This is a genomic window from Bacteroides sp. D55t1_190419_B8 (genome assembly GCF_015558905.1).
Classification (GTDB): domain Bacteria; phylum Bacteroidota; class Bacteroidia; order Bacteroidales; family Bacteroidaceae; genus Bacteroides; species Bacteroides vicugnae.
Map to the genome: position 1 here is coordinate 634,970 of NZ_JADMOU010000001.1, position 22,296 is coordinate 657,265.

At 41.5% G+C, this 22,296-nt stretch carries 21 protein-coding genes; 9 read left to right on the forward strand and 12 right to left on the reverse strand.

From position 1 onward, the window contains the following. Position 1: 1 nt before the first annotated feature. The 3 genes from I2I13_RS02145 to I2I13_RS02155 are packed head-to-tail and all read right to left on the reverse strand — an operon-like array spanning position 2 to position 1,855. Positions 2-418, reverse strand: coding sequence for a biopolymer transporter ExbD (locus I2I13_RS02145; RefSeq protein WP_148366534.1), 417 nt, complete (start codon positions 416-418; stop codon positions 2-4). Positions 419-425: 7 nt separating this feature from the next. Beyond that, the gene (locus I2I13_RS02150; protein ID WP_148366535.1) at positions 426-1,142 is read right to left on the reverse strand and encodes a MotA/TolQ/ExbB proton channel family protein; all 717 of its coding nucleotides are present in this window, start codon (positions 1,140-1,142) and stop codon (positions 426-428) included. Beyond that, the gene (locus I2I13_RS02155; RefSeq protein ID WP_148366536.1) at positions 1,139-1,855 is read right to left on the reverse strand and encodes a pyridoxine 5'-phosphate synthase; all 717 of its coding nucleotides are present in this window, start codon (positions 1,853-1,855) and stop codon (positions 1,139-1,141) included. Before I2I13_RS02155 ends, I2I13_RS02150 begins: the two co-directional genes overlap by 4 nt. 148 nt (positions 1,856-2,003) lie before the next feature. Between I2I13_RS02155 and I2I13_RS02160 the strand changes: the two genes are divergently transcribed. Next, positions 2,004-2,873, forward strand: a complete 870-nt coding sequence (locus I2I13_RS02160) for an NAD kinase (RefSeq protein ID WP_148366537.1) — start codon at positions 2,004-2,006, stop codon at positions 2,871-2,873. 633 nt (positions 2,874-3,506) lie between these two features. Here the strand turns inward: I2I13_RS02160 and I2I13_RS02165 are convergent. Then, on the reverse strand, positions 3,507-4,379 hold the full coding sequence (locus I2I13_RS02165; RefSeq protein WP_148366538.1) for a hypothetical protein: 873 nt from the start codon (positions 4,377-4,379) through the stop codon (positions 3,507-3,509). A gap of 407 nt (positions 4,380-4,786) precedes the next feature. Further along, positions 4,787-4,990, reverse strand: a complete 204-nt coding sequence (locus tag I2I13_RS02170; protein WP_195648625.1) for a hypothetical protein — start codon at positions 4,988-4,990, stop codon at positions 4,787-4,789. A 123-nt stretch (positions 4,991-5,113) separates the two neighbouring features. On the opposite strand from I2I13_RS02170, the gene mdh reads away from it, so the two are divergent. The 5 genes from mdh to I2I13_RS02195 all read left to right on the forward strand — a co-directional run bounded on the left by mdh (position 5,114) and on the right by I2I13_RS02195 (position 11,334). Further along, entirely contained in the window at positions 5,114-6,055 is a 942-nt protein-coding gene (gene mdh, locus I2I13_RS02175) for a malate dehydrogenase (protein ID WP_148366539.1), read from the forward strand. A 272-nt stretch (positions 6,056-6,327) separates the two neighbouring features. Beyond that, positions 6,328-7,779 (forward strand): TolC family protein, encoded by a 1,452-nt coding sequence (locus I2I13_RS02180; RefSeq protein ID WP_195648626.1) that lies wholly within the window; start codon positions 6,328-6,330, stop codon positions 7,777-7,779. 114 nt (positions 7,780-7,893) lie between these two features. Continuing rightward, complete coding sequence (locus I2I13_RS02185) at positions 7,894-8,886, forward strand: HlyD family secretion protein (RefSeq protein WP_148366541.1); 993 nt, start codon at positions 7,894-7,896, stop codon at positions 8,884-8,886. Between the two features lie 6 nt (positions 8,887-8,892). Beyond that, positions 8,893-10,074, forward strand: a complete 1,182-nt coding sequence (locus I2I13_RS02190; protein ID WP_004297230.1) for an ABC transporter permease — start codon at positions 8,893-8,895, stop codon at positions 10,072-10,074. Next, complete coding sequence (locus I2I13_RS02195) at positions 10,075-11,334, forward strand: ABC transporter permease (protein ID WP_195648627.1); 1,260 nt, start codon at positions 10,075-10,077, stop codon at positions 11,332-11,334. 151 nt (positions 11,335-11,485) lie between these two features. Here I2I13_RS02195 and I2I13_RS02200 read toward each other — a convergent pair whose 3' ends face one another. Beyond that, positions 11,486-12,079: a porin family protein gene (locus tag I2I13_RS02200; protein WP_195648628.1), complete on the reverse strand. Its 594-nt coding sequence runs from the start codon at positions 12,077-12,079 to the stop codon at positions 11,486-11,488. Positions 12,080-12,477: 398 nt separating this feature from the next. Here I2I13_RS02200 and I2I13_RS02205 point away from each other — a divergent pair, with 398 nt between their 5' ends. The 3 genes from I2I13_RS02205 to I2I13_RS02215 all read left to right on the forward strand — a co-directional run bounded on the left by I2I13_RS02205 (position 12,478) and on the right by I2I13_RS02215 (position 16,784). Then, positions 12,478-12,843, forward strand: a complete 366-nt coding sequence (locus I2I13_RS02205; protein WP_004305524.1) for a BlaI/MecI/CopY family transcriptional regulator — start codon at positions 12,478-12,480, stop codon at positions 12,841-12,843. An 18-nt stretch (positions 12,844-12,861) separates the two neighbouring features. Continuing rightward, the gene (locus I2I13_RS02210) at positions 12,862-14,679 is read left to right on the forward strand and encodes a M56 family metallopeptidase (protein ID WP_195648629.1); all 1,818 of its coding nucleotides are present in this window, start codon (positions 12,862-12,864) and stop codon (positions 14,677-14,679) included. A gap of 191 nt (positions 14,680-14,870) precedes the next feature. Beyond that, the gene (locus I2I13_RS02215) at positions 14,871-16,784 is read left to right on the forward strand and encodes a TlpA disulfide reductase family protein (RefSeq protein WP_195648630.1); all 1,914 of its coding nucleotides are present in this window, start codon (positions 14,871-14,873) and stop codon (positions 16,782-16,784) included. A 179-nt stretch (positions 16,785-16,963) separates the two neighbouring features. Here the strand turns inward: I2I13_RS02215 and I2I13_RS02220 are convergent, their stop codons facing one another. The 6 genes from I2I13_RS02220 to xseA all read right to left on the reverse strand — a co-directional run bounded on the left by I2I13_RS02220 (position 16,964) and on the right by xseA (position 22,286). Continuing rightward, positions 16,964-18,064, reverse strand: coding sequence for an Mrp/NBP35 family ATP-binding protein (locus I2I13_RS02220; protein WP_148366546.1), 1,101 nt, complete (start codon positions 18,062-18,064; stop codon positions 16,964-16,966). Positions 18,065-18,124: 60 nt separating this feature from the next. Then, positions 18,125-18,883 (reverse strand): tRNA (guanosine(46)-N7)-methyltransferase TrmB, encoded by a 759-nt coding sequence (trmB, locus tag I2I13_RS02225; protein ID WP_148366547.1) that lies wholly within the window; start codon positions 18,881-18,883, stop codon positions 18,125-18,127. 112 nt (positions 18,884-18,995) lie between these two features. Next, positions 18,996-19,619, reverse strand: a complete 624-nt coding sequence (locus tag I2I13_RS02230) for a DUF975 family protein (protein ID WP_148366548.1) — start codon at positions 19,617-19,619, stop codon at positions 18,996-18,998. A gap of 44 nt (positions 19,620-19,663) precedes the next feature. Next, positions 19,664-20,695, reverse strand: coding sequence for a branched-chain amino acid aminotransferase (locus tag I2I13_RS02235; protein ID WP_258981928.1), 1,032 nt, complete (start codon positions 20,693-20,695; stop codon positions 19,664-19,666). A gap of 38 nt (positions 20,696-20,733) precedes the next feature. Beyond that, a complete protein-coding gene (gene xseB / locus I2I13_RS02240) occupies positions 20,734-20,943 on the reverse strand; it encodes an exodeoxyribonuclease VII small subunit (protein ID WP_004297216.1) in 210 nt (69 codons plus the stop codon). A 53-nt stretch (positions 20,944-20,996) separates the two neighbouring features. Beyond that, the gene (xseA, locus tag I2I13_RS02245; protein WP_370540790.1) at positions 20,997-22,286 is read right to left on the reverse strand and encodes an exodeoxyribonuclease VII large subunit; all 1,290 of its coding nucleotides are present in this window, start codon (positions 22,284-22,286) and stop codon (positions 20,997-20,999) included. Positions 22,287-22,296: the final 10 nt, after the last annotated feature.

Here is a 22,296-nt window from a genome sequence, read left to right on the forward strand (position 1 = left end):
CTTATTTTTTTTCAGGCGGGCGGGTAGCCAGCACCATCTTAAAATGATTCTCGTTTGCAATGTTCAATACCCTTACAATCTCACGGTAAGGTACCGATTCATCCGCATACAATGCCACATACATTTCCGGTTCCTTCTCTGCACAACTCTGCAAAAAAGAGGTCAGATCGTTCAGCGCCACCGGCTGCTCTTTTTCATTGCCGAAAGCGGCATAGAAATTCAAGTCCTTATCGATAACCACTCTTGTCAGCGGTTTGGCCGAAGTCTGCTGCTTGCCTTGAGGCAACAATACCTTGATGGCATTGGGCGACACCACCGTAGAGGTTATCATAAAGAATATCAGCAACAGGAAAATGACGTCCGTCATGGAGGCCATGCTGAAATTGGGCGATACTCTATTTCTTCTTTTTAATCCCATCTGCCAATTATTTTGCAGGCTCGTTCAACAGGTCCATGAACTCCATTGTACGAGATTCCATTTTATTTACCACACGGTCTACCAGCATCACCAGATAATTGTAGGCAAACATAGCGATGATACCGACAATCAGACCACCGACCGTTGTAATCATAGCTTCATAGATACCTCCGGAAAGCAAAGTGATATCAATGTTTCCGCTTCCGGCATTCGCCATTTCGTAGAAAGCACGTACCATACCGGTCACCGTACCGAGAAATCCGAGCATCGGAGCGCCTCCGGAAATAGTTGCCATCACAGTCAGTCCTTTTTCCAGCTTTGCAACTTCAATATTACCCACATTCTCAATAGCTACCTGCACATCGTTAATAGGACGTCCCAAACGGCTGATTCCTTTTTCTATCATACGTGCCGAAGGAGTATTCATCGTGCGGCAATAGTTAATAGCCGCTTTGATCTCTCCACTATGAATATAGTCTTTAATCCGTTCCATAAACATGGGGTCCTCTTTTCCTGCCTTGCGAATCATGTAGTTACGTTCAAACAGGATATAGAAGCAGACAACCGACAGTACGCCCAACACAATCATAATCCATCCACCCTTGACAGCCATATCAAGCATGTTCATTTCAGGAGTGTTTACCTCCGTCAGCACGGGGTTGGCAGTAGCCAGTGAGTCGGCCATATTCATAGCCCCTTGGGCTAACAAGATCATTGCATTCATGAGCGTAGACAGTTTTTATATTCCTGAATGGTACGTTCGAGTCCCAGATACAGTGCATCGCTAATCAACGCATGTCCGATAGACACTTCATCCACCCAAGGAATGTTTTTATAGAAATAATTTAAATTCACCAGACTTAAATCATGACCGGCGTTCAATCCGATCCCCAGTTTACGGGCAGTCTTCGCAGCTTCGATAAAAGGAGCGATGGCCGCTTCCGGATTCTTAGGATAGTTTGTTGCATAAGGTTCTGTATACAGTTCGACACGATCCGCCCCTGCTTTTGCCGCATATTCCACCATTCCAGGATCAGCCGCTACAAAAACGGAAGTACGGATGCCGGCACTGTTAAATTGATCGAGAACTTCAGTCAGAAATTCCAGATTTGCTTTCGTATCCCAACCGGAATTGGAGGTGATCTGTGAAGGATCATCGGGAACTAAAGTAACCTGATGAGGTTTTACTTTCAACACTAAGTCAATAAATTCCGGGGACGGATAACCTTCAATATTGAATTCTGTCCGCAACAGAGGACGCAAATCATATACATCCGAACGACGAATGTGACGCTCGTCAGGACGGGGATGAACGGTGATACCATCAGCACCAAAAGATTCACAATCAAGCGCCACCTTTACTACATCGGGCACATTTCCCCCGCGAGCATTTCTTAGTGTAGCAATCTTGTTTATGTTTACACTTAATTTAGTCATAGTTCTACGTTATATTTGCCGCAAAAATACAAATATTATTATTAGTTGCCTAATAATACGAAACGCATTCTCTACTCTTTTTTGGTTATTTAAAGTAGAAATCCAAGAAAAAATGCCAAATTTGCATCCTGAACTAATGATGTTGCTTATGAAATTTGCCATTTTCGGAAATACTTATCAGGCTAAAAAGTCTTCTCATGCTGTCACCTTGTTTAAACTTTTAAAGAAACAGGGAGCAGAGATTGGTATGTGCAGGGAATTTTACCAATTCCTAGTTTCAGAAAATATGGATATTGAAGCAGATCTATTATTTGATGGTGATGATTTTACTGCCGATATGGTAATCAGTATCGGAGGCGACGGAACATTTCTGAAAGCTGCCCGCCGCGTAGGAAGAAAAGGGATCCCTATTCTGGGAATTAACACAGGACGTCTAGGGTTTCTAGCTGATATTTCACCGGAAGAAATGGAGGAAACATTCGATGAAATCCAAGCCGGAAGATATAGTGTAGAGGAACGAAGTGTACTTCAGTTGATCTGCAACGACAAACATCTTCAAGATTCTCCGTATGCCCTCAACGAAATTGCCATTCTTAAACGGGACAGTTCATCAATGATTAGTATCCGAACAGCTATTAATGGTGCGTATCTGAATACTTATCAGGCTGACGGGCTGGTAATTGCGACTCCTACCGGCTCCACAGCCTATTCTTTGAGTGTAGGTGGTCCGATTATGGTTCCCCATTCCAACACGGTTGTCATCACTCCGGTAGCTCCGCATAGTCTCAACGTCCGCCCTATCGTTATTCGGGATGATTGGGAGATTACATTAGACGTAGAAAGCAGAAGTCACAACTTCCTCGTCGCCATTGACGGGAGGAGCGAAACCTGCAAAGAAACGACTCAACTAACCATTCGCCGGGCAGATTACAGTGTAAAGGTGGTGAAACGTTTTAATCACATTTTTTTCGATACACTCCGCAGCAAGATGATGTGGGGAGCTGATGGAAGACGGTAAGCAGTTCACATTATACAACCGTTATTCCTCATCGCCTGATTCAACTATACGGTACTTAAAAATAGAACTTCTAAAAAAAGGGACATTCAAGCTGTTGAGAATGCAACAATTTGGGTATAGGATTCCAACTAAAGACAAAAAAGGCCGGGATTTACTATCTTCAGAAATCACATTGACATTATTTTCCCCTATATTTACCCGATAAGATTAAAATACCCTGATTGCATTTACAAATCATTCTTTTATAGACAAGAGTCATTCATTTTATCAGTTTCTCCTTATCTTTATTCGCATACAAACTAGAGAAAAAAACAGTTTCCAATCATTCCTATATGAATTCCTCACCGAGAAAAGAGATGTCCCTCACCGAGGAACTTATCCTTCCTCGGTGAGGGACATCTCGTTGGTTTTAATCCAATGAAGGCTTCTATGATTAAAAAGCGGCATATTGTATGCAAATTCATGCTACGCTCGCCCTATTTTCTGTATATTATTGCAATTATTTATGCAGTTCTTTCTCCAGTTCATCCATAAAAGAACAACTGTTACCCGAAGAAATATTAAAAACAGACCATCGGGTTAGTTAATATAGAAGGAAATTAAAATATCGGTAGAGAGAAAAATACCCCGATATTAATTTAATGTAAACGACTGCGAACCTATCAGGTTCCCGCCTTCAAAAATATCTACCCGATAATTTCCGGCATATAGAAACTCTTCTACATCCCAAAACACATTGATATTCTGTTCTTCTCCATTATATTCAATATACTTCTTAATTGAATAAACCAATGTACGGTTTTCATAAGGGAAAGTATTGGATGCACTCTTGGTCAGTACATCATTATCGGGTTTGGTAATACGTATATAGATGGTACGTTCACCGTTTTCAGCGGTTATATTCTTCACGACCGTGAAACTGATAGCCAGCTTCACCACGTCTTTCACTTTCTTTGCAGCTTTGCCACGTTTATTGCGTGGTTCGATACGAATATTAGTTGCATCGAGTTGTGCGGCTAACGTCACCTTTTTATTCAGATTCTTCTTTTCTTCAGAAAGGTTATCGATCTGTCGTGAAGCCTGATTATACTTTTGAGTCACTTCAGCTATGACCTGTTTCTGCTGTGCAGTCAGTTTATTCAAAGAGTCGATCTGATTGATATAGCCAACCATTACCTTACGCAAAGTAGCCAATTCTTTCTTTAAACGACGAATCTCTGTCGCATTCGAGCTCTTCACAGTACGAAGTTCCTCCAATAGACGTTGAGTTTTCAATTGTTCCTGTTCCAGTAATTGAGATAAAGAGTCATTAGAAATCGTCATCTTTAACTCATCATATTGTTGTGCAAAACGGGCATATTCGTTTTCCAGATCTTCCTTGTCTAATTGGAATTCCTGCACTAACTCCCGGTTAGCTTGTTTTTCGGTAAACAATAAATAAGTAATACCAATAATAGCTATCACCAAGATAGCCACGGCCGCAATAAGAAGGCTTTTTTTACTCATAGTTTCAGTTGTGAATTGATAACGTGCGCAAAAGTAATCATTTCGCAACAGAAGTCAAGTATAAAAAGTGAGAGTTTTTGAAATAATCTGCGAAAATCTGCATTAATCTGCGTTTCAATAAATATCCATTCAGCTCATGTCCGTACGCTAAGCGGTAGCCCGAGAAATAATATAGCATTTACCTAACGGACAAACGTATGTTATCTACCGTGTGAATGTCCGTTACCCACCGGACGAGCATCAACAACCTACCAGACGAAAGCCGGTCATCTGCCGGACGAACAACTCATGAGGGACGCGGGAACAGAAACAGCACCGGCGAAGTGATCCGAACCGACAGCGGCAGCAGCAAAAGCTGTCTTCTCTGCCCAGTATTATTGCTGTTGTTTATAACAGAAATAATACTTTTACTTACTCTTCTTTTCTCTACTCTTCTCTACTCTACTGGTTTCCATTGGGTTTTCCCCCTTTACTGGCGGGCGTTTCAGCGCTTTGTGCACCCCTCTTCGGACACCCTCGTTTTTGTATCGTTTTCGTTGCTTATTCTCCGCTTCTTTTCCACGCTTGCCAACGGCTTGTCCGACCACTTTTTTTCCATTATAGCTGTCCATTCGGGAGAACTTAGACCTTTAACTAAAATTATTACGGAAAAATTTCTTTAATCAGGATTATCGTTGTAATTTTGTCGCGCTAAAAGATAAAACAAATTATCAACTTTTTAAATATATAGTATTATGTCAAAAGTAACCGTAGTAGGCGCAGGTAACGTAGGTGCTACATGTGCAAATGTACTTGCTTTTAATGAAGTAGCAGACGAAGTAGTAATGCTGGACGTTAAAGAAGGCGTTTCAGAAGGTAAAGCAATGGATATGATGCAGACAGCTCAATTGTTGGGTTTCGACACTACATTGATAGGCTGCACGAACGACTATGCTCAGACTGCTAACTCTGACGTTGTTGTGATTACTTCAGGTATTCCTCGTAAACCGGGTATGACTCGTGAAGAACTGATCGGTGTGAACGCTGGTATCGTTAAATCGGTAGCAGAAAACCTGTTGAAATATTCTCCTAACGCTATCATCGTTGTTATCTCTAACCCAATGGATACAATGACTTATTTGGCATTGAAAGCTCTGGGCCTGCCGAAAAACCGTGTTATCGGTATGGGTGGTGCTCTGGATAGCTCTCGTTTCAAATATTTCTTGTCTCAAGCTATCGGTTGCAACGCTAACGAAGTAGAAGGTATGGTTATCGGCGGTCACGGTGATACTACTATGATTCCTTTGACTCGTTTCGCTACTTACAAAGGTATGCCTGTATCCAACTTCATCTCTGCCGAAAAACTGGAAGAAGTTGCCGCTGCTACAATGGTAGGTGGTGCTACACTGACTAAATTGTTGGGTACTTCTGCATGGTATGCACCGGGTGCAGCGGGAGCATTCGTAGTTGAATCTATCCTTCACGACCAAAAGAAGATGGTTCCTTGTTCTGTATTATTGGAAGGTGAATACGGCGAATCAGATCTTTGCATCGGCGTTCCTGTAATCCTTGGCAAGAACGGTATCGAAAAGATCGTTGAACTGAACCTGAACGAAGACGAAAAAGCTAAGTTCGCAGCTAGCGCAAAAGCTGTTCACGGAACGAACGCTGCTTTGAAAGAAGTAGGTGCTCTGTAATTAAAATCCCCTTACTTTATATATCAAGAAAGGCTGTTCCTCGTCATGAGAAACAGCCTTCTTTCTTTTCAACAGAATCCAACCCCACTATATTTCTAAAAAAAGCTAATTCGTTTTGAGTTCTCACAGAAAGCATATACATTTGCATCGTTGTTTATGCAATTATTGTTTAAGTAAACAAGTACAAAAAAACTGACTACTTTAATAAACAAATTACATAAGAACAGGGTTATTTAAAATAGAAGTATCACCTTATTAATATGCAAGATGCGATGAAAAAAGTTTTTTTTCTGACATTTCTGTTAAGTTTCACTTTTACAGTAAAAGCGCAGAGCTTTCTAAGTCTGGATAGTTGCCGCGCATTAGCTCTTGCCAACAACAAAGATTTGTTGATAAGCAATGAAAAAATAAATGCTGCTCATTATCAACGGAAAGCTGCATTTACAAATTATTTGCCAAATTTCTCGGCAACGGGAGCTTACATGAGGAACCAGAAAGAGTTTTCATTATTAAATAATGACCAGAAAGCTGCGCTTTCAGGATTAGGAACGAATCTGGCTGTGCCTTTCCAACAGGCCGCACACGAGATTGTAACAGCATACCCAGACTTGGCGCCACTTATTTCTTCTTTAAGTGGAGCTCTACCCGCTCTCGATCAAGCGGGAAACTCTTTAGTGGATGCGCTCCGCACAGACACCCGAAATGTCTATGCAGGTGCCATTACATTGACACAGCCCTTATATATGGGTGGGAAGATCCGTGCATACAACAAAATTACAAAGTATGCCGAAGAGTTGGCCCAAGAACAACATCACGGCGGTATGCAGGAAGTGATCATGAGTACGGACCAAGCCTACTGGCAAGTTATTTCGCTGGTTAACAAAAAGAAGTTGGCGGAAGGTTATCTAAAGCTTTTGCAACAGCTGGACAGCGATGTAGAGAAAATGATTAATGAAGGAGTAGCTACGAAAGCAGACGGTTTGTCTGTACGCGTCAAGGTAAATGAAGCGGAAATGACACTGACTAAAGTGGAAGACGGATTGAGTCTTGCGCGAATGTTGTTGTGTCAACTATGTGGCATTGATCTTAGTTCTCCCATCACACTGGCAGACGAAAATATGGAAGACATTCCATTACTGACAACGGACCCTCATTTCGATCTATCCACCGCTTATGAGAATCGTCCGGAAATACGTAGCCTCGAATTGGCAACGCAGATTTATAAACAGAAAGTAAATGTAACCCGTGCAGAACATCTTCCATCCATCGCATTGATGGGAAATTATATGGTAACCAATCCCTCGGTTTTCAATAGCTTTGAAAACAAGTTCAAAGGTATGTGGAATGTGGGAGTGATGGTACAGATACCTATATGGCACTGGGGAGAAGGTATTTATAAAACCAGAGCGGCAAAAGCCGAAGCTCGTATTGCACAGTATCAACTTCAGGATGCTCGTGAAAAAATAGAATTACAGGTCAATCAAGCCGCATTCAAGGTAAAAGAAGCCGGTAAGAAATTGGTAATGTCTTCTAAAAACATGGAAAAAGCGGAAGAAAATCTACGCTATGCAACACTTGGTTTTAAAGAAGGAGTGATTGCCACCAGCAATGTTCTTGAAGCACAAACAGCATGGTTGTCTGCTCATTCAGAAAAGATTGACGCGCAAATAGATGTGAAGCTGACGGAAATCTATCTGAAGAAATCTTTGGGAACTCTGAAATAGTTGATAGTTGATAAATGATAGTTATCAGTTATCATCTATCAACTATCATTTATCACCTATCACTTATCATTTATCACTTATCATTTATCAACTATCATTTAAATTCATATTAATATGGCACCTATAAAATCACAAAACAGCAATATGCTGCTTGCATTCCTTACTCTGTTGGGAGTTATTGCAATCGTTGCAGTCGTTGGCTTCTTCATGCTCCGCAAAGGTCCTGAAATTATACAGGGACAGGCTGAAGTTACCGAATATCGCGTTTCAAGTAAAGTTCCGGGACGTATACTGGAATTTCGCGTGAAAGAAGGGCAAAGTGTCAATGCCGGGGATACACTAGCCATTTTGGAAGCTCCTGACGTGGTAGCAAAAATGGAACAGGCACGTGCTGCTGAAGCAGCTGCACAGGCACAAAATGAAAAAGCAATCAAAGGCGCACGGGAGGAACAAATCCAGGCAGCTTATGAAATGTGGCAAAAAGCCCAAGCAGGCGTTACCATTGCCGAGAAATCATACCAACGCATCAAGAATCTCTATGAACAGGGAGTGATGCCTGCACAGAAGCTGGATGAAGTGACTGCGCAACGGGATGCAAGTATTGCAACAGAGAAAGCTGCCAAAGCACAATATACCATGGCGAAGAATGGAGCCGAACGTGAAGATAAGATGGCTGCGGAAGCTTTGGTAAACCGGGCGAAAGGAGCTGTTGCCGAAGTTGAATCGTATATTAAGGAAACTTATCTCATCGCTCCGGCTGCCGGGGAAGTTTCTGAAATATTCCCGAAGGTAGGCGAATTGGTTGGTACCGGTGCTCCTATCATGAATATCGCTGAACTCAACGATATGTGGGTAACATTCAATGTACGCGAAGATCTGCTGAAGAACCTGACGATGGGTTCGGAGTTCGAGGCTGTCATTCCTGCTTTGGATAATAAAAAGATCCAACTCAAAGTATACTATCTGAAAGATTTAGGCACTTATGCTGCTTGGAAAGCAACCAAAACCACCGGACAGTTCGATCTGAAAACATTCGAGGTGAAAGCTTCTCCGGTAGAAAAGGTGGAAAATCTCCGTCCGGGTATGTCTGTTATCATTGACAAGTAAATGACCATGAAAGAGAGAGAAAAGAAATATATAGCTTTGTGGCAGGTCATGCAAAGAGAGTGCCGGCGGTTGGTATCACGTCCGCTCTATCTCTTCTGTATGGTCATCGCCCCGCTGTTTTGCTATATATTCTTCACCACTTTAATGGATTCGGGGCTTCCCAAGGATTTGCCTGCGGGAGTGGTGGACATGGATGATTCGTCTACTTCCCGTAATATTGTCCGCAACCTGGATGCTTTTTCGCAGACAGGGGTTGTAGCTCATTACAGCAATGTAACAGATGCACGTATTGCCATGCAGGAGGGAAAAATCTACGGATTCTTCTATCTCCCCAAGGGTTTATCGGCAGAGGCACAAAGCCAACGGCAGCCAACGATCTCTTTCTACACCAATTACTCATACCTGATTGCAGGCTCTCTATTGTTCAGGGACATGAAAATGATGGGAGAACTCACCTCCGGAGCTGCGGCCCGGACGATGCTGTATGCCAAAGGTGCGACAGAGGATCAGGCTATGGCTTATCTGCAACCGATCGTAATTGATACACACCCACTAAATAATCCGTGGCTGAACTATTCGGTATACTTATGCAATACACTGATACCGGGGGTACTCATGCTATTAATATTTATGGTTACCGTTTATTCAATCGGTGTGGAAATCAAGGATCGTACTGCCCGAGAATGGCTACGGATGAGCAACAACTCCATTTACATTGCATTGGCTGGGAAACTGCTTCCCCATACAATAGTCTTTTTCATTATGGGTATATTTTATAATGTATACCTGTATGGATTCCTGCATTTTCCTTGCAATAGCGGCATATTCCCGATGATATTCGCCACACTGTGTCTCGTATTGGCATCTCAATGTTGTGGCATTGTCATGATAGGAACTCTGCCGACTCTACGACTCGGATTAAGTTTCGCCTCCCTGTGGGGAGTCATATCATTCTCCATTTCCGGATTTTCATTCCCGGTCATGGCTATGCACCCTGTTCTACAGGCTTTGAGTAACCTATTCCCGTTGCGGCATTATTTCCTTATTTACGTCGATCAAGCGCTCAACGGATATAGCATGGCTTACTCATGGACCAACTATATGGCACTATTAATATTTATGATGCTCCCTTTCTTTGTGGTTCATCGCCTGAAGGAAGCATTGGTTTACTATAAATATATACCCTAAATGAAAGATATAAAATTAAAAGACAAGATAGCCCAAGGCATCAATGACCTGTTTTATATCTGGAAGCGGGAGTTTCAGACAACTTTCCGCGACCAGGGGGTACTGATATTTTTCATACTCGTCCCACTAGGTTATCCGTTGTTGTATAGTTTCATTTATGACAACGAAGTAGTGCGTGAAGTTCCTGCTGTTGTTGTAGACGATTCGCATTCATCTCTTAGCCGTGAATATCTACGCAAGGTAGATGCCACACCCGATATTCAAATCGTCTCTTACTGTGCCGATATGGAAGAGGCCAAACAAATGCTGAAGAACCGGCGTGCGTATGGTATCATTTATATCCCTTCGGATTTCAGCGACAATATCGCAAAAGGAAAGCAGACACAGGTCAGCATCTATTGCGATATGAGCGGATTGTTATACTATAAATCGATGCTTCTTGCCAACACTGCCGTTTCTCTGGATATGAACAAGGACATCAAAATTGCACGTAGCGGAAACACGACCGATCGTCAGGATGAAATCACCGCTTATCCGATAGAATATGAAGAGATTTCCATCTTCAACCCTACTGCCGGATTCGCCGCTTTTCTGATTCCTGCTGTATTGGTATTGATTATCCAACAGACATTATTGCTCGGCATCGGTCTCGCCGCAGGAACTGCTCGTGAGAACAACAGATTTAGGGATCTTGTACCTATCAACCGTCATTACAACGGAACGTTACGAATTGTATTAGGAAAAGGATTGAGTTATTTTCTGGTTTATATATTGGTAGCTTTCTACGTACTTTATGTAGTTCCAAGATTGTTTAGCCTCAACCAAATAGGACAACCCGGTTCATTAATATTATTCGTTGTCCCCTATCTTGCGGCTTGTATTTTCTTTGCGATGACAGCTTCCATTGCCATTCGCAACCGGGAAACGTGTATGCTGATTTTTGTATTCACATCAGTCCCCTTGTTATTTATTTCCGGTATTTCCTGGCCGGGGGCAGCTATTCCTCCGTTTTGGAAGTATGTATCCTACATCTTCCCCTCAACGTTTGGAATTAACGGCTTTGTAAAAATCAACAATATGGGAGCCACTCTTAGTGAAGTAGCTTTTGAATATAAAGCTTTATGGCTACAAGCTGGTATTTATTTCCTGACCACCTGTTGGGTATACCGCTGGCAAATACTAATGAGTCGCAAACATGCAATAGAGAGATACAAAGAATTAAAAGAGAAAGCAAACTTATCCAAGCAGATAAGTGATTAATGAGTAAGAATTGCAAGAGAGAGAATTAACGGTGTATCCTTTCAATGGAGATATGCCGTTTTTCTTTTTATATAAAGACAGAAAAATCCCCCGTTCCAAGAGAGTATAGAACGAGGGATTTTAGAGATATTATAAAGAGAGTATAATAAGTTTAGAACTTGTAACCTACACCAATAGAGAAGTTCATGTTCTTAGGATTACTTACCCCGTCTGATTTGAAATCAACTACATTAGTAAAGCCGAATTCACCATCCAGACCTACAAAGAATTTACCGATTTCATAAGCAACACCTACACCAATACCACAATCAAATCTTTTTCCACCAAATTGATCATCACCATCACCAAAGAAATCAGCTTTGTCATCACCAACTTTTACCTTTCCGGCAACACCAAATGCAAAATAAGGACCAGCTTTCACAACGATGTTCTGATTGTCAGCAACAGCAAATCTTGCAGCTGCCAAAACAGGAATCTCAAGATACATAGGATTAAACTTCATAGTCTCACCATCTTCTTTTATTTTTGCACCTTTTTGAGTAAGCATCAAAGAAGGTTGGATAGACCACATATCAGAGAACTGATATTCCATACCAACACCTACATTAAATCCAATCTTCATGTCAGTATCCATATCCCCAGTGTAGTTACTCATGTTCATACCCACTTTGGCATTCCAAGAAATTTGAGAATAAGAAACGATAGAAACAAGTGCAAATAGCACAAAAATCAAACCTTTTTTCATATCATTCATTTTTTAGTTTGCCTCCCTCTTCCCTTTGGTTGGCATTATTAGTTAATAGTCCTGTTTGAGGTGCGGGGAATTATTCGTAACTGATTAAAGTATTGAAACGCACCCTTCCATATTTAACGTATGTTTCGTAGCCGCAAATATATTTCATTTATTTTATATAAAAAAATCCTTGATAGTCTATTTTTTGCATAAAGGTTATTAAAGAGTGACTATATAGAAAAAAATAATGTTTATCCGGTCTTTTTTTATGCTTAACTAATTTCCAGGCAACAATGCAATCAAAATATTCTTGCAAAATTTACACATTCACAATTATTAACCAACTATCTACTGGCTGTTTACGAAATATTCGTAGATTTGCGAAGTATTCGTAATTAAACAACATCTCCATGGAAAAGTTAACTATACAAGAAGAAGAAGTAATGATCTACATTTGGGAGTTACAATGCTGTTTCGTAAAAGACATTGTTGCAAAGTATACGCAACCGGCACCTCCTTATACCACAGTAGCATCTATCGTGAAGAACCTCGAGCGAAAAGGATATGTCACACCGAAACGTGTGGGTAATACCTACCAATATACTCCTGCCATTCGCGAAAATGAATATAAACGCCATTTTATGAGTGGTGTAGTTCGTAACTACTTTGAGAACTCTTACAAAGAGATGGTTTCTTTCTTTGCCAAAGACCAGAAAATTTCGACCGATGATCTCAAAGATATTATCGAACTCATTGAAAAAGGAAAAGAAAATTAATAGAAAACATTCATCACCATGACTCCGGAACTGGCTTATTTTCTAAAGATAAATGTAGCGATAGCTCTGTTCTACGCATTCTATCGGTTGTTTTTTCATAAAGACACCTTCTTCCATTGGCGCAGGATGGCTTTGCTATGTTTCTTCGCTATCTCCTTGCTTTATCCTTTGCTGAATATTCAGGGATGGATAAAAGCTCACGAACCAATGGTGGCAATGGCAGATCTTTATGCAACCATCATACTTCCGGAGCAAGTAGTTACTCCTTTACAAGAGCCTGCAATGAACTGGCAAGAGGTTATCATACAGTTCGCAAAAATTATCTATTGGAGCGGAATGTTATCACTAGCTACACGCTTCTTTGTACAACTGGGTAGCATCATCCGGTTACACTTCCAATGCTCAAAAAGCAAGATACAAGGAGTACGCGTACATCTATTAAAGAAGGAAACCGGCCCTTTTTCTTTCTTCCACTGGATATTCATACACCCACAATCACATACGGAATCTGAAATCAGTGAAATCATTACTCATGAAGAGACACACGTCCGTCAATACCATTCGGTAGACGTACTTATCAGCGAGATAATGTGTATCTTTTGCTGGTTCAATCCATTTATCTGGCTGATGAAACGGGAAGTCAGAGGAAACCTCGAATACCTGGCAGATCACCATGTATTGGAGACGGGACATGATAGTAAATCATACCAGTACCATTTATTGGGACTGGCACATCACAAGGCTGCAGCAAATTTATCAAATAGTTTCAATGTTTTACCACTCAAAAATCGTATTAAAATGATGAATAAACGAAGAACGAAAGAAATAGGAAGAACAAAATATCTGATGTTTCTTCCCTTGGCTGCTATCTTAATGATTGTCAGTAACATCGAAATGGTGGCACGTACTACTGAAAAATTTGCCAAAGAAATGATGGGGCAAGCAACAGAAGAAGCTGCCACACAAGCTGAAACCACGGATATTCCGGAACTTCCTATAGAAGAAATTCAAGGAACTACACTTCCACTGGATAAGCAAGGAAAGGAAATGACGGAAACTCAAATCAAAAGTGTACCAGATTCCGTTGTCTTCCAAGTTGTAGAAGAAATGCCAGATTTTCCGGGAGGAGCACAGGCACTGATGGATTACTTGTCGAAGAATGTCAAATATCCGGCTGAAGCACATGCAATCGGCGCACAAGGACGCGTGATTGTAAGCTTTACTGTTAAAAAGGACGGAACTATAGCCGATACGAAAGTGGAACGAAGTGTCAATCCGTATCTCGACAAAGAAGCCATGCGTGTAATTGCCGCCATGCCTAAATGGAAACCCGGTAAACAAAGGGGAGAAGCGGTGAACGTGAAATTTACAGTTCCTGTTGCTTTCAGACTTACTGGTCCGGAGCTTCCCAAAGCGGAAGAGGTAAAGCAGTCCGACATGGATGAAGTAGTGGTGGTGGGCTATGCTGCAAAAGATGATCCAACTCCAGAGGGAGGCAGTGTAAAAGGAGAAAATGAGGATGAAGTATTCACCGTGGTAGAAGCAATGCCCAAATTTCCGGGAGGACAAGCCGGCCTGTTCCAATATCTGGCTAGAAGTATCAAATATCCCGTCATCGCTCAAAAAAGTAAAGAGCAAGGCAGAGTCATCATACAGATGGTTATTGGTAAAGACGGAAGTTTGTCGAATATCAAAGTCTTACGCAGTGTATCTCCGTCACTGGATGCAGAGGCTGTACGCGTAGTAGGTAATATGCCTAAATGGGAACCAGGAATGCAAAAAGGACAGCCTGTTTCTGTCAAGTATACCATTCCTATCGTATTCAGATTACAGTAAATTCTTTCCCCGGTACCGCTCCCTTTCCTCATCGGTAAGGAAAGGGGCGTTCATCGGTGGGGAGCACCCTCCTCCCCCAGTGCCGAACGTATCCTTCCCCGGTGCTCAAAAAAACATTTCTTTTTCAGCTGTTTACAAGGATAGTTATAAAAAGATCCTTATATTTGCTCATGTAACAAAACATTATTCACATGAAAAGATTCGTATGGATTATTGGTTTGATATGCTGCATGACCTGCATCATACAAGCCAAAGACAGAGTGATCGAGCGTCCTCCTTTTCTAGCATGGAGCTCCAACAGTATCGAGGTCGATAAAATTGTCATGAGTGATACAGTGACAACAGTGTATATAAAGGCTTTCTATCATCCTAAATATTGGATAAAAATAGCAACGGGCAGTTTCCTGAAAGACAACAATGGAATGCTTTATCCCATTCGAAGAGGAATTGGAATCACATTAGACAAGGAGTTCTGGATGCCGGAATCAGGAGAAGCGGAATTCCAATTGTTATTTCCTCCCATACCCGAAAATGTGACCAGTCTGGATTTCTCGGAAGGGGATTTTGACGGAGCATATAAGATATGGGGCATACAACTGGATAAGGATGCATTCTATAAACAGAAACTTCCCAAAGAAGCAGTCGTACACAAAATAAATAAGAAAGCGATATTGCCGACTCCTAAGTTGGCCTACGGAACTGCTACTCTTAAAGGAAAAATACTGGACTATCAAAAAGAGATGATAAAGCAAGTGAAGATGCACATAGAAAGTCCTGCACTGAATATCCACAACGAACAGAATATCATAAAAATCAAGGAAGACGGCACTTTCCTGGCGGAATTAAAAGTGGTATCTGTTACAAGCGTAGCATTGGAATTTCCTTTTGGTTGGATTGAATGTCTGATAGCTCCCAATGAAGAGACATCACTCATTATAAATACGAAAGAACTTTGCCGCAGACAAGCACATCTACAAAGAAAAGATAAAACATATGGAGAGCCTGTATACTTCAATGGTTATCTGGCTAGCCTACAACAAGAATTAGCTTCAGTAGATATAAACATTATATTAAAAAGCGTTTATTACATGGATATGTACAACGACATTGTCGGGAAAAGTGCAGATGAATATAAAGCTTATGTACTTGAGCGCCTTCCATCTATTCGAAAAGAAATCGCGCAATCCCAATACAGTAATGCGTGCAAAGAGCTATTAAATATCCTGGTAGATCTGGATGCGACTGGCAAAATCGCTATGACGGAGAGAGAACTAAAATCAGCACATATTGCTGTCAATAAACTGAATAGGGAACAGACAGACGATTATTTTTATAATACCCGCATCAATACTCCTAAAGGATACTATGACATATTAAAGGAATTCAGTTCTATCAACACTCTTAAAGCTCTATACGGCAAATATTACGCATCGACGATTTATTTGATAAGCTTCCTGCCAGATTCTCAAAAGGTACTTGAGGAGACACTAGGAACAGGACAGGGACCCTTATTTGATAATATTAAATTTAATAAGCTGTATCAATCCATCAAAAATTTCACCCCGTTAACAACAGAACAGCATGCCGAATTAAAAACTTTTTCTTCTCCGGTTTATGCCGAGATGCTTAACCAAACGAACAAAGAAATCATAAAGAAAATTGAATTGAACAAAAGAAAGACAGGATTCACAGTGAACGAAGCCGGACAAGTCTCCAATGAGGATTTATTTCCCTCCATTATCTCTAAATTCCGGGGACACACATTGTTAGTTGATTTCTGGGCAACATGGTGTGGTCCTTGCCGCACGGCTAATAAAGCTATTCTTCCCATGAAAGAGGAATTAAAAGATATGGATATTATCTACCTTTACATCACAGGCGAGACTTCTCCCAAAGGTACTTGGGAAAATATGATTACCGATATTCATGGTGAACATTTCCGTGTGACAAATGAGCAATGGAGTTTTCTGATGTCCAATTTCAACATACAGGGAGTTCCTACCTACTTTGTTGTTGATCCGGAGGGTAATATCACCTTTAAGCAAACAGGTTTTCCGGGAGTAGACACGATGAAAGAACAGTTAATGAAGGCTATGAATAAGTAATTCAAACCTAATAAATCAATAAAGAAAAAGGGCTGTCTAACAAGTCCCTCATTTACAATTTCACCCACGCTACAGATAGTTATAGCGTGGGTGATTTTCAATATTCAGGACTCGTTAGACAGCTCCTTTTTATATCCTACGAGTGGGAGGCCAAAAGTCCTCCAAACTCCCCACCATCTTTATTTATGCATTTCTACAATTTGAGTTGGAGCCATCTCTACATTCCGGCGATCTACCTGACGAACGACACTGGCAGCCAGGGATAAGAAAGCACGTCCGGTCACGGAGTCTTCATCCAACGCAACAGGAGTACCATTATCTCCTCCTTCACAGATGCTTTGCACGATAGGAATCTGTCCCAACAAAGGAACATTCATTTCTTCAGCCAGTTTCTTGGCACCTTCTTTACCAAAGATATAGTATTTATTCTCGGGAAGTTCAGCGGGAGTAAACCAAGCCATATTCTCAACCAAACCGAGAATAGGTACATTTACCTTATCATTGGTGAACATATTGATTCCCTTACGAGCATCTGCCAAAGCAACCGCTTGCGGAGTGCTGACAACAATCGCTCCTGTCATGGCTAATGTTTGAACAACCGTCAAATGAATGTCACTGGTTCCGGGAGGAAGGTCTATCAGGAAATAATCCAAATCTCCCCAGGCTGCATCAGCTATCAACTGTTTCAATGCATTACTTGCCATTCCACCACGCCACAAAGTTGCCTGATCCGGATCGACAAAGAAACCGATAGACAATAATTTCACTCCATATTTCTCTACCGGAATAATCATGTCACGACCATCTATACGTTCAGCATAGGGGCGTGCATCCTCCACCTGAAACATCTTAGGCATGGAAGGACCGAAAATATCTGCATCGAGCAAACCAACCTTATAGCCTAATTTAGCCAGAGCAACTGCCAGGTTCGCAGACACCGTAGACTTACCCACGCCACCTTTACCGGAAGATATACCGACTATATTCTTCACTTGCGGAAGGAGCTTGCCAACTTCCGGACGAGCGGCTTGCTTACTCTCTGTTGTGATTGTTACCTGCACATCAGGAGAGACATACGTATGAATAGCTGTTTCCGCAGCTTTCAACATTGATTTCATAAACGGATCAGTCGGTTTCTCAAAAATCAATGAAAAGCTGACAGTCATACCATCAATACGAAGATTATCGGCAACCATCTCCGCTTCCACCAAATTCTTTCCCGTACCAGGATAACGCACCGTTGCCAATGCATCCAATATCAATTTAGGATAGAGAGTCATTTTATTTACTATTTGACGATTTACAATTATACGATTTAATTACTATTTACTGCTGGAGAATTATTTGCTTGTATTCAATCCGCTACGCTTGCTACGGTTATAGCTACGATAGGGATCAAGCTCTATTTCCACATCCGGTTCTTGTAGTTTACCTTCCTGCGGAAGCCGGAATTTGATATACTTAATATCTAAACCACGATCCAGCCATTGTTGTTCATAATAGGTCTTAATACCGAGAATATTATCTACCAGACCAGAATGATATAAATCTTCAGTCATAAACTCAACGGGAAGTTTGTTTGCCTCAATCATGTATTTCGTATAGGTAAACATGAAGTTGCTGTCCGTTTTCAGGTGGATAATGCCATTCGGCTGCAAGAATTTACGATACCGTTCCATAAAATAGGTAGAGGTCAGTCGTTTGGTTGCTTTCTTCATTTGCGGATCAGAGAAAGTAAGCCATATTTCACTCACTTCGCCTTCGGCAAAAAAACGTTCGATGATTTCAATATTGGTACGCAGGAAAGCGACATTCTTCATTCCGGCCTGTAATGACTCCGTCGCTCCCGTCCACATACGGGCGCCTTTTATATCCACTGCTATAAAGTTCTTTTCGGGAAACATCTTACCCAGACCGACGGTATACTCACCACGTCCACAACCCAGTTCGAGCACAATCGGATGATCGTTTTTAAAAAACTCTTTATGCCATTTCCCCTTCATATCAAAAGGCACATTATCTACCGCCGAATAAGGATATTCGAATACGTGCGGATAACTTGCCATATCGGCAAACTTTTCTAATTTATTCTTTCCCATATCAATCCTGATTAGATCGCAAAGGTACTGATTTTGATGCAACCGACAAAAAGAAATGGAGCACAGATTTCTCCATGCTCCATTCTTCTATAGTGCTGAATGATTCGTCTTATCAAATCTCAACATTCACTTCAACGTCTACTTCCACATTTCCGCCTTGTTGTGCTTTCAAATCTTCATAGAAAGCAGCACGGGAAATAGCAACATACGGTTGCAGGAAAAGAAATCCAATACCAAAAGTAAAGATACAAAGGATGGCCCAGCCAATGAAGCTTAAATCAAGCATGAACAACTTCATCTTGTTTCCTTCCATCATAGCCATACTTTTCTCAATAGCTGCATTGTTTTTCATTTCCGGTTCATCTTTCAAGATAAAGTCGGTCATTGCATAAGAATAAGCCTTAATGATACCCGGTATAAGCAGCAACAGTGACCACAAAACTGTATAGACCATCTGAAGCAACTTAGTGACAAAAATACGTCCATAATCTTGGAAACCTTCGAACAAAGTACCAAAGTCAATGTCTTTGCCTCTACATACGCCAAGCATTACAATAGTAAAACCGTACGCAACCGGTAGTCCGACAAATAATGAGCATAACCCTCCAATCAAAGGAATAGCTGATAAACCGCCGGCTATAACTGAATAAATAAGTGCAGCAACAGCTGCCATAGGCCACTTGCCTCGAAGTGCCTCACGTGCCTGCGCACGCAATTCTGAATTTTGTTTTAACATAATGAATAATATTAATTGATAAATGTGTCATTTCAAAAATATAGTTATTCCACTATTGTTACCCAGCCATGCGTATCCGGTTCGTCGCCATACTGAATTCCACGGAGCTTATTATACAATTTTGTACAGATTGGTCCCGGCTTACCGTCTTTAGAGATCACATAAGATTTTCCGTTTTCCAAATCATCGATACGTTGAATCGGGCTGATTACTGCAGCAGTACCACAAGCACCTGCTTCCTCAAATGTTTCCAGTTCTTCTTCCGGTATCGGACGGCGTTCTACCTTGATACCCATATCTTCTGCCAACTGCATCAAACTCTTATTGGTAATAGAAGGCAAGATAGAAGATGATTTCGGAGTGATATACGTATTATCCTTAATACCGAAGAAATTGGCAGCACCACATTCATCGATATATTTCTTTTCTTTCGCATCAAGATAGAACTCGCAGGAATAGCCCAAATCGTGCGCTTTCTTGTTAGCACGAAGACTGGCTGCATAGTTACCACCCACTTTATAAATACCTGTTCCATGAGGAGCGGCACGGTCAAACTCACGAATGATAACGTACGGATTGGTAGAGAAGCCACCTTTGAAATACGGTCCTACCGGAGTTACAAATACTACAAACATATACTCATCTGCAGGATGTACGCCTACCTGGGCACTTGTTCCAATCAATAGCGGACGAATGTAAAGAGAAGCACCGGTTTCATAAGGAGGAATAAAGCGTTCATTCAGCTTCACCACTTTCAAGATTGCTTCTTTGAATCGTTCTGTCGGAAGTTCTGCCATCAGAATTCCCTGGCAAGTAGATTGCAAACGGGCAGCATTTTCTTCCAAACGGAAAATACGAACTTTACCATCTTTTCCACGGAATGCTTTCAGTCCTTCAAAGGCTTCCTGACCATAATGTAAACAGGTTGCCGCCATGTGCAAATTAAGGTGTTCTTCACTGCTTACCTCCAGTTCTCCCCATGCACCATTACGGAAATTGATTCTCACATTGTAATCTGTCTTCATATATCCAAACGACAGATTCGCCCAGTCTATTTCTTTCATATTGTTATGTATTAGTTTATTTTCTATGCATTGAAACGCAAAAATAACTTTTATTCTTCAGATTGCCTCTTTTCTTGCAATAATTTTTCGACTTCCCGGTCGGCTTTTGTCAGTTTATCCTTGCAAAAGGCAATAATTTCATTGGCTTCTTTTATTTTCTCACTCAAAATGTCGATATCCAGTTCGTTGTTATCTATCTGGCGAACGATCTTTTCAAGACGTTCCATCGCTTGGGAATATGTTTCTTTTTTTGCTGCCACGATGATTGATATTTAATGATTAATGTTTTTACAAATACACGTTTGGTGGATAGTTACTTTTCTACCACCGATCGAACTTCTCCTTTCGATAACCGGGTTATCAAATGGTCTCCCGGCTTCAGTGAAGATACATCCGTCACCGCTTTCCCGTCTTTTATTGTAATACTATATCCACGACTCAAGAGTTTATCCGGAGAAGCGTCCGCTATTCGTTGTTGCAAAAGTTCCAGACGGTGAGATTGACGGGCCACTAATGCTTTCGTCACCTGTGACAAATCTTTCTTTGCTACCAGCAAAAAAAAACGAGCGTCCGCAAGTTTGCGATGAACAAGATTGGGAATACGGGTTTGGAGAGTTTCCAACCTTCGTCGTTCCAGATCAAGAAGCATATAAGCTCCTTGTTGAATACGCATAGATAATTCTTCCAGATGCTCCGCAACTTCCCCTACCCGGTGAATCAGGAGTTCGGCAGCAGCCGTAGGAGTTTTTACCCGGGTATGAGCAACGGAATCAAGCACTGTATCATCGCGTTCATGCCCAATACCAGTAATGATAGGTAACGGAAATTGCGCACATGCAGCTGCCAATAGATAAGTATCAAAGCCGGACAAATCGGAAGTAGCTCCACCACCACGAATGATGACTACTACATCAAATTCATTGATGCGGGCATTAATACGATCCAAAGCCGCCAACACTGATTCTTCTACCTGATTTCCCTGCATTAAAGCCGGAAAAAGCTCCGTATAGAAAAAGAACCCGCCCGGATTATGCTGCAACTGATGACAGAAATCTCCATATCCGGCCGCAGTAGCCGAAGAGATGACAGCAATACGCTGGGGAAGAACCGGTATCTCAAGCTCTTTATTCAGCGTCAACACTCCCTCCTCTTCCAACTGTAATAATATTTCCCGGCGACGACGAGCCATATCTCCCAATGTATAAGCAGGATCAATGTCAAGCACTGTCAGACTGTAACCGTACAGTTCATGAAACTGAACTGTTACTTTCACCAACACCTTAATGCCGGAAGTAAATAGCTGCCCTGTAGTTTCCTCAAAATAAGGCTTCAACAAACGGTAGATATTATTCCAAATCATACCGCGTGCCTTGGCTACGAGATTATTGCTACGAGGATCTTTCTGCACGAATTCCAGATAGCAATGCCCTGTCGTATTGGAACGGACATCGCTCAACTCTGCCTGTATCCAATATTCATCAGGCAGGCATTGCTCCAGACTACGGCGGACGAGTGCATTCAGCTCTAAAAGAGAAAGCCTCTCCCCACCCTCTCCCAAAGAGAGGGAGTCAGATTGCTTCGACTTATTCATAGCGTTTATCATACAGCAGTCA

Coding starts and splice junctions, on each gene's coding strand:
- I2I13_RS02145 (WP_148366534.1), bottom strand. CDS start 418: ATGGGATTAAAAAGAAGAAATAGAGTATCGCCCAATTTCAGCATGGCC.
- I2I13_RS02150 (WP_148366535.1), bottom strand. CDS start 1,142: ATGAATGCAATGATCTTGTTAGCCCAAGGGGCTATGAATATGGCCGAC.
- I2I13_RS02155 (WP_148366536.1), bottom strand. CDS start 1,855: ATGACTAAATTAAGTGTAAACATAAACAAGATTGCTACACTAAGAAAT.
- I2I13_RS02160 (WP_148366537.1), top strand. CDS start 2,004: ATGAAATTTGCCATTTTCGGAAATACTTATCAGGCTAAAAAGTCTTCT.
- I2I13_RS02165 (WP_148366538.1), bottom strand. CDS start 4,379: ATGAGTAAAAAAAGCCTTCTTATTGCGGCCGTGGCTATCTTGGTGATA.
- I2I13_RS02170 (WP_195648625.1), bottom strand. CDS start 4,990: ATGGACAGCTATAATGGAAAAAAAGTGGTCGGACAAGCCGTTGGCAAG.
- mdh (WP_148366539.1), top strand. CDS start 5,114: ATGTCAAAAGTAACCGTAGTAGGCGCAGGTAACGTAGGTGCTACATGT.
- I2I13_RS02180 (WP_195648626.1), top strand. CDS start 6,328: ATGAAAAAAGTTTTTTTTCTGACATTTCTGTTAAGTTTCACTTTTACA.
- I2I13_RS02185 (WP_148366541.1), top strand. CDS start 7,894: ATGGCACCTATAAAATCACAAAACAGCAATATGCTGCTTGCATTCCTT.
- I2I13_RS02190 (WP_004297230.1), top strand. CDS start 8,893: ATGAAAGAGAGAGAAAAGAAATATATAGCTTTGTGGCAGGTCATGCAA.
- I2I13_RS02195 (WP_195648627.1), top strand. CDS start 10,075: ATGAAAGATATAAAATTAAAAGACAAGATAGCCCAAGGCATCAATGAC.
- I2I13_RS02200 (WP_195648628.1), bottom strand. CDS start 12,079: ATGAAAAAAGGTTTGATTTTTGTGCTATTTGCACTTGTTTCTATCGTT.
- I2I13_RS02205 (WP_004305524.1), top strand. CDS start 12,478: ATGGAAAAGTTAACTATACAAGAAGAAGAAGTAATGATCTACATTTGG.
- I2I13_RS02210 (WP_195648629.1), top strand. CDS start 12,862: ATGACTCCGGAACTGGCTTATTTTCTAAAGATAAATGTAGCGATAGCT.
- I2I13_RS02215 (WP_195648630.1), top strand. CDS start 14,871: ATGAAAAGATTCGTATGGATTATTGGTTTGATATGCTGCATGACCTGC.
- I2I13_RS02220 (WP_148366546.1), bottom strand. CDS start 18,064: ATGACTCTCTATCCTAAATTGATATTGGATGCATTGGCAACGGTGCGT.
- trmB (WP_148366547.1), bottom strand. CDS start 18,883: ATGGGAAAGAATAAATTAGAAAAGTTTGCCGATATGGCAAGTTATCCG.
- I2I13_RS02230 (WP_148366548.1), bottom strand. CDS start 19,619: ATGTTAAAACAAAATTCAGAATTGCGTGCGCAGGCACGTGAGGCACTT.
- xseA (WP_370540790.1), bottom strand. CDS start 22,286: ATGATAAACGCTATGAATAAGTCGAAGCAATCTGACTCCCTCTCTTTG.